This is a genomic window from Rothia mucilaginosa ATCC 25296 (assembly GCF_000175615.1).
Taxonomy (GTDB): Bacteria; Actinomycetota; Actinomycetes; order Actinomycetales; family Micrococcaceae; genus Rothia; species Rothia mucilaginosa.
Genome location: NZ_ACVO01000015.1, coordinates 478743 through 491617, shown reverse-complemented (window position 1 = coordinate 491617; position 12875 = coordinate 478743). Strand labels below are relative to the sequence as shown.

Here is a 12875-nt window from a genome sequence, read left to right as displayed (position 1 = left end):
TTTAGCGGCGTCGGCGGCTGTACTTCTCTGCTTCTTCGCCCGATGCTTCGGTGACCGCCTCAATATAGCGGCGGCTACTGGGCATGAGCACAAAGACGAAGGCAGCCGCCGCACCAATAACACCCGCAATCGTGATGGACTGGCCAATGTTCAGACCGTAAGCACTCACGTTCATAACGAGGGTACTTGCGGTGACCCACAGGGCGCAGAGGGTAATCAGGATCATGGGCAGGCGCGATCCGAAGCGGCCGCGGTAGAAACGCAGACCGAAGTAGGTCATGCCAGCGGCAATGAGCACCTGGAGCACACCGCCCACAATCGCTTGGGCGGTAGACATTCCGCTGATGATAAAGGGGTAGAGGATGCCGCGAATCAGGATGTATGCCGCGAAGGTTTCGGTCAGGGCGAATGCATAGATGACGTTGAACGGGCGTGACGGCACGGTGGGCTCCTCATGGGTAGTGTCGGCGGCAGACCGGGGTGTACTCGGTCCGATGCGTTGGTCGATGCACTGGTACGTTAGCGGGTGGGTACTCCCCTGCCTCGGGTTCGCCTCGGGTTCACCGCCTCGTCGTCGGTGCGGTATTTCAGGGGTAGGTACCGCTTTATATTATGCCTGAGGTGCCGCTCACCCAACCGCCCACGTCTCGCCCATGAGACGGGGTGCAGACTATGCGTGTCAGAATGCGATTCCCCACCCTCTCAATTAGACAAAGGTTTGCCTAAGTGATAGATGCCTCAGTGTAATACTGAAGTTTTTTAGAGAAAAGTACTTGTCACATCCGCTCCAACATGCGAAAGTTGATAAGTCAATTTTCACCCTAACGCTGGGTGAGCATCCCATCATCGGATGTATTTGACACGCACACAGGAAAATAGATGTGTCTTGCCACCGCGTGAGACCGTAAATCATGAAGGAGGTCCACCGTGGATTGGCGTAGTCGTGCAGCTTGTTTGGACAAGGATCCGGAGCTGTTCTTCCCCGTAGGAAACACCGGACCTGCCCTGTTGCAAATTGAAGAGGCCAAGACTGTCTGCCGCTCTTGCGAGGTTGTAGACGTCTGCCTGAAGTGGGCCATCGAGACCGGCCAGGACTCCGGCGTATGGGGTGGCACCAGTGAAGACGAGCGTCGTGCGATGAAGCGTCGCGCAGCTCGTGCCCGCCGTGCATCCTAACTTCCGGAGTATTCAATAGGGCATCAAAAGCGTGGTGCAGTGACTTTATGTCACTGCACCACGCTTTTGCCATATACAGAACCTATCTAGACAGCAAACTGCCGCCACCCCGTACTCGGGGCGGCGGCAGTTCTACATGTCATACGAGAAGGGCTTAGACGAGCACCGCGGTAATCACCACGCGGGTGCCCTTCGGTTCATTAGCCTCCCAGCGAATCGAACCGTTCAGCTCGCTCGCCACCAGGGTACGCACAATCTGCATGCCCAGGCCTTCCTTACCGGTCACCGGGCGGTAGGCGTTCGGGCCGGACTCTTCGATCTTCTTATCACCCATGCCCTTACCGTCATCGGTAATCACGACGGTGAGGATGTTCTCACCCTCATCGTTGGTGCCGCGAATACCCTCGAGGGTCACGGTGCCGGTCTCACCATCCAGGCCGTGCTCCACAGCGTTCGCGACAACCTCGTTGATAACCAGTGCCAGAGGGGTAGCAAACTGGCTCGGCAAAGACCCAAAGGAGCCAATCAGCTTGGTAGACACGTGCTGACCGGGGGAAGCAAGCTCAGCGGCAAGGTGGAACTGACGCTCAATCAGCTCATCAAAGTCGACGTTCTGAGTCAGGCCCTGCGAAAGCGCCTCGTGCACGGTAGCAATCGTTGCCACGCGGCGCATCGCCTGCTCCAGGCCCTGACGTGCCTCATCAGTGGTCATACGGCGCGACTGCAGGCGTAGCAGAGCGGACACGGTCTGCAGGTTGTTCTTCACGCGGTGGTGAATTTCGCGGATGGTCGCGTCCTTGGTCATGAGCTCCAGCTCGCGGCGGCGCAACTCGGTCACGTCGCGGCAAAGGATCACGGCGCCCTCACGCTCGATGTGAGCACGCCTCTGCGCAAGCAGCGGGATGGATCGCATGGTCACGCGGGCACGAGCAATAACCAATTCGGTGCGCAGGTCGCTACGACCTGCAAGGACCAACTGCAAAGTTTCATCCGCCTGCTCACCGGCAGGAAGCATCGCACGGGTGACGTCTGCAAGGTTTCGCTTTTCGAGGTAGCCGGTCATGCCCATGCGGTTGTACATGGAGTTCGCGTTCGGGGATGCCACCACTACGCGGCCTGCCGGGTCAAGCACAATAATGCCGTCAATCACGCGGGGGTTGCCCTGGGTGTTGTTTCCCTGGGCGAGGGGGTCGGGCCACAGGCCGGAGTGCACCATGGAGAGCATGGTGTCGGCAGCGAATTCGTAGACTTCGTCGCTAATGGAGGGGTAGCCACTGGGTGTGGCAATCTTGTGGCTGGTCAGCAACGCAATGGTGCGGTTGTTGCGCACGATGGGCACGAAGGTTACGTGTACGCGCGGGCGGGCACCAACGCCCTCACCGCTTCCTTCGTCGGTGTAGGTGCTGATGTTCTGGTCAATCCAGACGCGGTATGCTTCGTCGCGGATTCCGTCTTCCATGTCGTGGTCGATGATGTCGTGGTGGAAGAGGGTTCGGACGTTGGAGGGGCGCACGTGCGCGAAGGCACGGAAAGTACTGGTTACGCTGGGACCGGATACGGCGTCCGGGGAGCTGCCGTCGGCAACAACGTAGTCGGTGGGGAACCATAGAACCAGGTCACTCTGGGCAATGTCAGAGATGACCTGCCATTCGCCCATGATGAGGTGAACGCGTTCAGTGTCGCCGGGACCGAAGTCGCAGGCGCTCATAATTCCTTCTGCAAAAGACATATGTTTGTGTGCTTCCCTAAGTTCGGGTGTGTTCAACCATTTTACGGTTTGTTCGCCGCAAATCCCATTCAAACGACAATACGTGGAATAGTTTACAGAGCATTTCTTGAAGCACGCTTTTAATCCCAAATATGACGCTGTGAGATGAGATGCACCCCTCAGCTGTACAGTGAGGCATTCGCACTACTCCCCCGTTTCGACCCTCGTGTGAAGGCGCAAAAACCCGGCGTATCGGCGCTCCCATGTTCTGGGAGGAATACCGATAGGCCGGGCTTTTTAGCAAACGCTAGTTATAGCTGACGGGCCTACGCGCCGGGGTGTACCGCGTACATGCCCGCAAGCATCGCTTCGAAGGACTGTACGACCGCGTGGCGGGGCGCCACCTCCAGCAGTGCTTCACCGTTGCGGCGCAAACGGTCCATGACCTTCCGTTCGTACGGAATCACGCCGGCGAGCGGGATGGACAAGTAGCGTGCCCAGTTATCGCGCATCTTCGCCTCGGGATTGAACCCGGCGGCTTCGCGGCGGCTGCGGTTAAGCCAGTACTGCACATCCGTTTCGGGTGCGAACAGATCCGGGCGTGCCTGCACCTCGCGGGCGAGGTTGATCAGGCGCGGCAGGCCGATGACGTCCGCTTCGCCGAGCGCAATCACGCGGTCGGAGCAGGCGAGCGCGGTGAGGGTCGCGGCGTTACGGCGCGGTGCCGGACCATCAAAGGTCAGTTCCTCGTCCACCTCGATGGGTGCGGCGACATCGCAGATGACCAGGTCGTAGCGGTGCTTGAGCCATTCGAGCACCTCGGCGAAAGCGCGGGCGCGCACCTCGGGCCAACGCGAGGAGGAGGTGATGCCACTCAAGAAGTCGAAGGTGCCGTTCTTCAGAGGTACGCGCTCCATGATGGCGCCCGCCTTTTTCTCGTCGAGCTGGGCACGGTCGGCGTCCGAGCAGAGAATCGCCAGGCCGGAGCCGGTATCCTCGAGCGCCATGAGCGCATCCAGGCTGGGCGCGTAGGTGTCTGCGTCGATGAGGCAGACCTGCTGGCCCTGCTGCGCCGCGAGGGCGGCGAGGTTGAAGGCGATGGTGCTTCGACCGGGCGCACCGTGAGTGCCCCAGACGGTCACAATCTTGCCGAGGCGGTGGCCGGGCTGGTAGCGGGAGGGCGCGGCGGGGTCCTGGTTGATGTCCGGGTGCTGTGGCAGGGTGCCGTCGTTGTTCTCGTTCTGCACATGCAGGGCGTAGTCGTTGCCGGGTGCGAAAGAGTCGACGATGGCGGCGGCCTGGCTGAGCACGGATTCCTCGTTGCTGGGCACAACGGAGGAGGTTTCCATCGGGTCATGCGCGCCGGATGCACTGGGTGCGCCGGGCGCGTTTCCAGCGGGCACCGCGGGGTCGATCCCGTAACTTCCGTAGTCAGCACCGTAGGGCGCGCCGGCGTTTACGGCAGCGCCCGCGGCGGGGTCGTAGCCGTAGCCGCCCGCCCCATGGCCAGCTGCTCCGTTATCGTAACCGTAGCCGCCGTATCCACTGTCGTAGCCGTAACCTGCATCGTAGCCGTACCCGGCGTCCTGACCGTAGGCGGCCTCCGGGTGGTGCACAACAGGCTGAACGGGCTGCTGAGCCGGCATCTGCGCGGGAATGCCGTAGCCTGCGGTGGGTCGGGCGAGTGCCGCATCCACCGCCTGTTCGAGCGAACCCAGGATCTCATCGAGGGCTGCTTCGGGGCGAATACGGTGTGCCTGCGTGGGCAGGGGCAGAGTGTCCGGGGCGATAATCGCCAGGAGCACTTCAGAGGCGGCGAGCGTATCCACGGTGGAGGCGCTCATTTCGGCGGGCACATGGACGCAGAGCAGCACGCGGGCAATGCCGGTGTGCGCCATGCCGACGGCTTCGCTGAAGTCCTGCACGGTACGCGCCACGGAAACGCGGCCGCGCTGGGATTCGATGCGGGTCAGGAGCGAACCGTCATCGCCGTAGAGGATGACGGGGATGTTCACTGGCCCTCCCCGTAGGTGCCGGGGATGAGGCTGATCTTGGAGTCGCTGTTGCTTTCTTTCACGAGGTCGGTGAGGGCTTCTTCCTTGACCCACAGCTGCACGGTTGCTTTGCCGTTGGCGCCGAGCACGCCCTCGTCGACAGTGATGGCGACGATTTCTGCGTTGGTGACGATGGCGCGGGCACCGTTTTCGGCGCGGTTATCGCTCTTGGTGTCGGGGTTGCGCGGGCCGGAGGTCCACACGTCTACGCGCTCGCCTGCCTTGAGTGCGGAGGCGGCGGTGCGGTCAATGCTGACGGTGGCGAGGCGGCGTCCCGGGGAGGTTTCGGTGCCTACGGATTCTTTGCTGATGAGGTTGCCGGCGGGGATGCGCTGAATCGCGATTTTGCCGTTCATCTGTGCGGCATCGGCGCGGGTGAAGTACTTGTCTTTGGCGGAGTCGATGTTCGCTTCGACTCGGGCTAGTTTGTCTTCGGTAATCTTCTCGCCGAGGCGGATTTCGCTTTTGGCGGTGTAGTACTCGGTTTTGCTGTTATTTGCCTGCACGTAGAGCTGCACGCCGGTGATGGAGGCGAGCACGAGTAGTACACCGAGAATGAATCGCCAGTCTTTGACGGTGGGCCTTTTGAGGCGTTTGGCGTGGGGCTCGGTGAGGGTGGAACGCTTCGTCGCGTTCTGTCGTATGCGCATGATGTGGTTGTGCCTTTCGGTGCGGAAGCCGGCGGTGATTCCGGGTGTTGTTCAACTGACCGATGAGCGAGTGGCGTGTGTTCGTTAGTACTTTGACTGGATTCTGGCACTAACCCTAACAGCATATTTCATTTAGTACTCGCTCTCAACAAGAGCCGTGTTTATGAAATATTTTTGGGTTTCGTCCCTTTTGAAGGGGCGATTAGATAACTTTTCAGCTCATATAAGGCTTTTTGCGAGCAAAATTCACGGTGATGGCATATACTGAAAGTACTCAATAGATGTTCACTACGAACTCTATCTGAAAGGCTACTAACGGTAGCTAGGGGCCCAGGATTTCACTCACGGAAAGGATCCAATTCGATGACTGCACCTCGTTTCCTCACTCTGAGCGACGTCGCCGAGGAGCTGCAGGTTTCGCTTTCGCAGGTGCGTGCTCTGGTGCGCAGCGGCGAACTTCCCGCCATTCAGATTGGTGGACGTAACCAGTGGCGTATTGAACGCTCTCGCTTTGAAGAGTACATTACCGAGCGCCACGAGCAGACTCTGGAGGCGATTGCTTCCGGCAAGCTCACTGCAAAGGCTAAGGTCGATTAGTAGTTCGACATGCACCTCGCGGGCGTAATGCTCGAGTGTTTTAGAAAGGTCCGCTCCTCTCGTTGAGATTTCAATGAAGAGGGGCGGACCTTTTTGTATGTATTTATTGCTTTGATGCGGGTGTTTATGCTTGTCGGGTGGGACATTACACTAAACGGCATCACCCGCTATTTGTCGCATATTTTTAGCGCGAGATGCGGGCAATCACCGCGCTGACGCGAGCCAGCGGAATGGTGCGCACGCCGGCGCCGCGAGGTGCACGGGAGTAGCCGGAGGCACCCTGACCGTAACCAGCCTGCCCATAACCACCCTGACCATAGGTTCCCTGCGCGCTGTAGGCTGCACGCGCGTACTGGTCGCGTTCATAGATGCGCGGGTACTGGCCGCCGTTGAGCAGGCGCAGTTCAAGGAAGTCGGCACCGACTCGCTCGATCACGCCGTCGTAGCTGACGGTGCCACCCTCGAGGGAGAGGCGGACGGGTTCGCGCGCCATGGCGAGGGAGCGGAGGGCGAGCTGAATTTTCATGCGGTAGCGTTCGGGGCGAATATCGGCGCGCCCAGGCGCGATGCCACCTTCCCACCAGAGCATTCCGCGCAGGGGGATGATGATGTTCTCGCCGCGCGCTTCGATGCTGACCCATTCTTCGCCAACCATTTCGAGTTTGCCTTCGTAGGTTTGCATGTCGGTGGCGCAGATGCGGATGGGGCCGCCGACCTGCGCGAGGAGGCGGTCGTCGAGGGTGATGGTGGAGTACTGGACGCGGGCGACTTGGCGGGCGTCCTGTTCCATATCCCAGGCGCGTTCGGAGGCGAGGCGCGCCTCAATGTCTCGTAGGAACTTTTCCATGCTCATGCTATGACCCTACCTGAGGATGGGGGCGGATACGAACCGGGACATTTTCTGGTCAGATGATGATTCTCAAACCTGATTTTTGTACCAAATTCCACCAAATTACATGTTTTTCATGTATTTTGATGCTTTTTGCTTCATTTTTAGCGTGACTTCCTGTATAAATGAAGCAATACCAAAACACATCAAACACACCATTTGGAGGTCATTGTGGACCATCTTTCCACGCGGGGTCAGGCGCCCGCAGCCTTCGCTTCGCATCCCCTTGCATCCGTTGCTCCTCTGGCATCCGGCGCTGACGCAGGTCACGAAACCAGCACCAAAGCTAGCTACCAGGATGCTCTGCTCTTCATCGCCCCTCCCCTACTTTCCGCCGCGGTCTTGGGCGCGTTAAGCGTGAATCTGCACCGCATCCCCTCGGCACACCCGCTGGCAGATGCTTCGTTGCTCTGCGCTGGCGCGGTAGCAGCCCTCATTACCGCCTGGTGGTTCATCAGTTTTATCTACGCGCTCTTCTACGCTCGTTCCCTGCGAGTTTCGAGCCGCAACGCTGACCGCGCTGTGCTGCAGGTTCCGGCGATTTTCCGTCCGCGTTTTATGCGCCGCATCGTTCTGACGCTCGGCGGCACGGCGCTCGGAGTGGGGGCGGTTCTGGCTCCCGCGCAAGCTACGGTGGCTACGCCCAGCAACGCCGGGCTGAACGGCGCGGAGGGCATACCGCAGACAACCATTTCAGCAGTTATGGCAGCAGATTCATCGATTACCGCGGCGGCAGACGCCAGCTCAGATGCGGTTCTCTCCGATACCACCCCGAATCAGTCCGCTACTCCCCTGGCCCTTTCTGCTGAGGTTCCCAATATTCCCCTGGCTCCCGAGCCTTCGGAGGCGGCAGGCTACTTGCAGGACCGTAGCCCCTTCTTTTCTTCTCCCCGCACCGAGGCGGGCACCTACTCTTACACGGTTCAGGCGGGCGATACGCTCTGGTCGATTGCCGCCGACCAGCTGGGCGAAGGCACCGACGCCTCCACCATTTACGACTACACCCTCGACATTTACGAGGCGAACAAGGACGCTCTGGGTCAGAACGCCGAGCTGCTCTACGAGGGGCAGGTTCTGCAGATCCCCGAACAGCCCGTTCACTAACCTCACCCGCGCCTTCCACCCCATTCCACCTCATCCCACCTCATCCCAACAGTCTTTCGTTGGCTCGACTCACCTCACATACCCCTGCACCGAAAGCCTCTGCACCGAAAGGAGCCGTCATGAGCTTCTCCAACCTTCTCCCCCGTTCCCCGTGGACCCCGCCGCATCAGCCTACCTCCCGCGACAACCAGTCTGCCAGCCCGTACTCGAAGCGTCAGGCGACGTGCCCATCCCAGCCGGTGACTCAGCCGGTGGCTGCCGAGCAGGTGGCTCCGCTCCCCGAGCAGGGGCAGGGCACGATGACTCTGGTGCAGAGGCGCAACAGTCCCTCGGTTTATTCGCTGCTTCCTCTGCCGCGTTATGAGCAGCATTCGGCTCAGCGCCCGAAGGTAGTGAAGAGGGGCCGCCCGCTGCGTCCGGCGGATGCGCTAGCTCGCCAGCTGGAGGGCCGTTGCGCGGGTGTGGCGATTGCTTACCTGGAGATTATGTCGGCTCGTCGTTCGCGTCAGCAGCTGGCGCAGTGGGTATCAGCGGATTGTTTCCACCGTCTGCTGCCGTTCTTCCCTAAGAATCCGCGTCAGGTGCGCCAAGAGATGCTGTTGACTCTTCCTCCGGTTCTGCTGCGGGTGCGAGCGCAGAAGGTGCACGATGAGCTCTACGAGGTGGTGGCGCTACTGCGTTGTGCGGAAAGGGTGCGTGTGGTGACCATGCAGATGCGCCTGATTCACGGCATGTGGCTGATTACCGCAATTGAGCAGCCGCAGAGCCGCTTGGACGAAGACTAAGGCTTCCCCGGCTTCCCCTACAAAACACACAGACAAGCAGAGAGGGTGCGAATCCAGTGTTGGATTCGCACCCTCTCTGCTAGGTCTATAGCATTTCAGCTTTTACGCTGAGGCTACTTGTCCTTCGAGCGTTCCACGTGAACCTGCTCGTGGCCGTCCTCATCCGGGGCGGAGTACTGCAGGAACTTCGGGCGCGAAGGCTCAGCCAGGCGCACGGCAGAAGCCTGAGTGCGCTGCTTGGACAGGTCCAGGTTGAACAGGTAGGTCACGGTCTCTTCACGGATCGCGCCGAGCATCGACTGGTACATGTCGTAGCCTTCACGCTGGTACTCGACCAGCGGGTCACGCTGAGCCATCGCACGCAGACCGATACCTTCCTTGAGGTATTCCATCTCGTACAGGTGCTCGGGCCAGCGCTCGCCGATGACGGACAGCATGACGCGGCGTTCAATTTCGCGCATGCTCTCTTCGCCGACGCTCTTTTCACGCTCATCGTAGATGAGGTGTGCGTCCGCCAGGACTTCCTTCACGATCTGGTCGCGAGTGATCTTGGTGCGGTCGCCAGCGTCTTCTGCGAGGTCGTCCACGGTGATGGAGATGGGGTACACCTGCTTAAGGGCGCTCCAGAGTTCGTCGAAGTCCCAGTCCTCGGCGTGGCCTTCAGAGACGCGGGCGTCGATGATGGTGGTCAGCACCTCGTCCACGAAGCCGGAAATCTGTTCCTTCAGGTCGTCACCGTGCAGGATGCGGCCGCGGTCCTTGTAGATCGCTTCACGCTGGCGGTTGAGCACGTCGTCATACTTGAGCACGTTCTTACGCTGTTCAGCGTTACGGCCTTCAACGTTTGACTGGGCGGTAGCAATAGCGCGGCTGACGATCTTGGAGTCCAGTGCGGAGTCCTCGGGGGCTGCCGCCATGAGGCGGGTTGCCATGCCGGTGTTGAACAGGCGCATCAGTTCGTCGGTCAGCGACAGGTAGAAGCGGGACTCACCCGGGTCACCCTGACGGCCGGAACGACCGCGCAGCTGGTTGTCGATACGGCGGGACTCGTGACGCTCAGTGCCGAGCACGTACAGGCCACCGAGCTTGGTGACTTCCTCATGCTCTTCAGCTGCGGCATCTTCGCAGGCCTTCAGGACCTCGGGCCAGCGTGCCTCGTACGCCTCAGAGTTGGTGTTCGGGTCCAGGCCGAGCTCACGCATCTTCTCGACGGCCTCAAATTCGGGGTTACCGCCGAGCATAATGTCGGTACCGCGACCAGCCATGTTGGTTGCCACGGTGACGGCGCCCTTACGGCCCGCCTGCGCGACGATAGCTGCCTCGCGCTCGTTGTTCTTTGCGTTCAGCACCTCGTGGCGCACGCCTGCCTTCGCCAGCTGGCGGGAAAGGTACTCGGAGTTCTCCACGCTTGCGGTACCAACCAGAATCGGCTGGCCCTTCTCGTGGCGTTCCTTAATGTCCTTGACGACCGCCTTGAACTTGGCGATTTCGTCGCGGTACACCTTATCGGGGTTGTCGATACGCTGCACACCCTTGTTGGTGGGGATGGGCACCACGCCGAGCTCATAAGTGTTCATGAACTCTGCCGCTTCGGTTTCCGCGGTACCGGTCATACCGGACAGCTTGTCGTACATGCGGAAGTAGTTCTGCAGGGTCACGGTCGCCATGGTCTGGTTCTCAGGCTTGATTTCGACGCCTTCCTTCGCCTCAATCGCCTGGTGGATGCCGTCGTTGTAGCGGCGGCCCGGCAGAATACGACCGGTGTGCTCGTCAACAATCAGGACTTCGCCGTCAATGACCACGTAGTCCTTGTTGTTGGTGAACAGCTCCTTTGCCTTGATGGAGTTGTTCAGGAAGCCAATGAGCGGGGTGTTCTTGGATTCGTAGAGGTTCTTCACACCCAGGTGGTCTTCCACCTTGTCAATGCCGGATTCGAGGATACCGACGGTGCGCTTCTTCTCGTCTACTTCGTAGTCTTCACCGCGCTTGAGCAGGGTCGCGGCAATGCGCGCGAACTCTGCGTACCAGCGGTTCGCCTCACCCGCTGCGGGGCCGGAAATGATCAGAGGGGTACGCGCCTCATCAATCAGGATGGAGTCCACCTCATCGATAATGGCGAAGTTGTGGCCGCGCTGAACCTGCTCCTCCACGGTCCACGCCATGTTGTCACGCAGGTAGTCGAAGCCGAACTCGTTGTTCGTACCGTAAGTGATGTCTGCGGCGTACTGCTTACGACGCTCGTCAGGCTCCATGGATGACAGAATCACGCCGCACTCCATGCCGAGGAAGCGGAACACGCGACCCATGAGGTTCGCCTGGTACTCAGCCAGGTAGTCGTTCACGGTCACAATGTGCACGCCCTTGCCGCTCAGCGCGTTCAGGTACGCGGGCAGGGTCGCGACGAGGGTCTTACCCTCACCGGTCTTCATTTCGGCAATGTTGCCCAGGTGCAGCGCTGCACCACCCATGAGCTGCACGTCGTAGTGGCGCTTGCCCAGGGTACGCTTGGATGCTTCACGGACCACCGCAAAGGCCTCCGGCAGCATAATGTCGAGGGATTCGCCGTCCTTGACGCGCTCGCGGAACTTGTCGGTCTCTGCTCGCAGTTCCTCATCCGTCATCGATGCGAAGCTGTCCTCGAGCGAGTTCACCGCCTTAGTGTACGCTTCGAGCTGTCGCAGAACCCTCTTATCGCCGGTTCGGAGGATTTTCTCCAAGAAAGATGCCACTGAGCTTCTACTCCTTGCTTGTTTCGGTACCCTCACCAAGGGCGCGCGAAAGTGCGCGCGGTGAGGCCTTCCTACATATTGTATGGCAGAGCCGCCTAATTCGCCCGTCCGAGCTCTTTTTTACGCTCTGCGCCCACGAGGTGACATTTGGTGACACTCGAATCTTTCACCCTCCGGTTGAGGCAGAGCCGACCCATCCGTCTAAAGGAACAGATGTGTGGAGGGCAAAGAAAAACCCGGGGGCCTGGAGAAACACGGTGTATGTTCCCAGACCGCCCGGGTCTTGAGCCCACTCGCTGAGTACGACCCCTAAAGAGCCTTACGCCTCAGCATCCAGCAGGTACGTTGGGTTTTACTCGTTATCCAGAGTAATAATGCCGTAGCTCCAGCCCTTACGACGGTATGCCGCAGCCGGTGCGCCGGTCTCGCTGTCAATGTACAGGTAGAAGTCGTGGCCGACCAGTTCCATACGGTCAACAGCTTCTGCGGGAGTCAGACGCTCACCCTTGAAGCTCTTGTGGCGAATCTCAATGGGAGATGCTGCCTCGTCGGCGAGGGTGACCTCGCTGTTGTCGAATGCTGCTTCTTCCACCGGAACATCCGGCAGCAGAATCTCGGTAATTGCTTCGGTAACCACAGGAATCGATCCGGTAGCGTCCGCCACGGAGACGGGGTGCTTGCCACCGCGCTTGTGCAGCTTGCGGCGGTCACGTGCACGGCGCAGACGCTCCAGGAGCTTGCCGTAGGTTTCATCGAAGACCGCGAACTTGTCGTGACCCTGGGCTTCGGAACGGAGGACAGGACCAGTACCAACAACGGTAATCTCAACGCGGATGGACTCGCCACCCAGGTGACCGTCCTTGCTGAACTTGACGTCGATGTCCTTCACGTTATCGCCGAGCTGAGCGAACTTCTGAACCTTCTCGCTCACGTACTCTTCCAGGCGTTCGGTGACCTTGATATTGCGGCCGTAGATGTTGACTTCCACGATCATTCCCTCCAGGTTGGGGGCTTATACCGCGTCCGGCTGGACCCGGTACGGGGGTTCGACTCCAATGCCGTTCCCTTGTCTATATTCTAGTACGAAACATGTTTCATATCACTAGATATGACAAATATTTAGCCTAAATAATAGCTATTCGTCCGTCTGCGAACTTTATTCGCCAAAAATCGTGTATCTCTT

Annotated in this window: 11 protein-coding genes; 4 read left to right on the top strand and 7 right to left on the bottom strand. The window is 59.7% G+C overall.

What is annotated here, in order from left to right:
• Position 1: 1 nt before the first annotated feature.
• The gene (locus ROTMU0001_RS05540; protein WP_005508577.1) at positions 2-442 is read right to left on the bottom strand and encodes a hypothetical protein; all 441 of its coding nucleotides are present in this window, start codon (positions 440-442) and stop codon (positions 2-4) included.
• A 485-nt stretch (positions 443-927) separates the two neighbouring features.
• Here ROTMU0001_RS05540 and ROTMU0001_RS05535 point away from each other — a divergent pair, with 485 nt between their 5' ends.
• A complete protein-coding gene (locus ROTMU0001_RS05535) occupies positions 928-1176 on the top strand; it encodes a WhiB family transcriptional regulator (RefSeq protein ID WP_005505386.1) in 249 nt (82 codons plus the stop codon).
• Between the two features lie 154 nt (positions 1177-1330).
• Here the strand turns inward: ROTMU0001_RS05535 and ROTMU0001_RS05530 are convergent, their stop codons facing one another.
• The 3 genes from ROTMU0001_RS05530 to ROTMU0001_RS05520 all read right to left on the bottom strand — a co-directional run bounded on the left by ROTMU0001_RS05530 (position 1331) and on the right by ROTMU0001_RS05520 (position 5588).
• A complete protein-coding gene (locus ROTMU0001_RS05530) occupies positions 1331-2905 on the bottom strand; it encodes a sensor histidine kinase (protein WP_005508576.1) in 1575 nt (524 codons plus the stop codon).
• A gap of 305 nt (positions 2906-3210) precedes the next feature.
• A complete protein-coding gene (locus ROTMU0001_RS05525) occupies positions 3211-4899 on the bottom strand; it encodes a CpaE/TadZ family protein (protein WP_005508575.1) in 1689 nt (562 codons plus the stop codon).
• Positions 4896-5588, bottom strand: coding sequence for an SAF domain-containing protein (locus ROTMU0001_RS05520; RefSeq protein WP_005508574.1), 693 nt, complete (start codon positions 5586-5588; stop codon positions 4896-4898). Before ROTMU0001_RS05520 ends, ROTMU0001_RS05525 begins: the two co-directional genes overlap by 4 nt.
• Positions 5589-5951: 363 nt before the next feature.
• On the opposite strand from ROTMU0001_RS05520, the gene ROTMU0001_RS05515 reads away from it, so the two are divergent.
• The gene (locus ROTMU0001_RS05515) at positions 5952-6185 is read left to right on the top strand and encodes a helix-turn-helix domain-containing protein (protein ID WP_005505378.1); all 234 of its coding nucleotides are present in this window, start codon (positions 5952-5954) and stop codon (positions 6183-6185) included.
• A 184-nt stretch (positions 6186-6369) separates the two neighbouring features.
• Here the strand turns inward: ROTMU0001_RS05515 and ROTMU0001_RS05510 are convergent, their stop codons facing one another.
• Positions 6370-7038 (bottom strand): hypothetical protein, encoded by a 669-nt coding sequence (locus tag ROTMU0001_RS05510; RefSeq protein WP_005508573.1) that lies wholly within the window; start codon positions 7036-7038, stop codon positions 6370-6372.
• A gap of 207 nt (positions 7039-7245) precedes the next feature.
• On the opposite strand from ROTMU0001_RS05510, the gene ROTMU0001_RS05505 reads away from it, so the two are divergent.
• Together ROTMU0001_RS05505 and ROTMU0001_RS05500 are read left to right on the top strand one after the other, a co-directional pair.
• A complete protein-coding gene (locus ROTMU0001_RS05505; RefSeq protein ID WP_005508572.1) occupies positions 7246-8178 on the top strand; it encodes a LysM peptidoglycan-binding domain-containing protein in 933 nt (310 codons plus the stop codon).
• A gap of 119 nt (positions 8179-8297) precedes the next feature.
• A complete protein-coding gene (locus ROTMU0001_RS05500) occupies positions 8298-8963 on the top strand; it encodes an Rv3235 family protein (RefSeq protein WP_005508571.1) in 666 nt (221 codons plus the stop codon).
• A 113-nt stretch (positions 8964-9076) separates the two neighbouring features.
• Here the strand turns inward: ROTMU0001_RS05500 and secA are convergent, their stop codons facing one another.
• Both secA and hpf read right to left on the bottom strand, forming a co-directional pair.
• Positions 9077-11692 (bottom strand): preprotein translocase subunit SecA, encoded by a 2616-nt coding sequence (gene secA / locus ROTMU0001_RS05495; RefSeq protein ID WP_005508570.1) that lies wholly within the window; start codon positions 11690-11692, stop codon positions 9077-9079.
• A gap of 352 nt (positions 11693-12044) precedes the next feature.
• Entirely contained in the window at positions 12045-12686 is a 642-nt protein-coding gene (gene hpf, locus ROTMU0001_RS05490) for a ribosome hibernation-promoting factor, HPF/YfiA family (RefSeq protein WP_239665130.1), read from the bottom strand.
• Between the last annotated feature and the right edge of the window lie 189 nt (positions 12687-12875).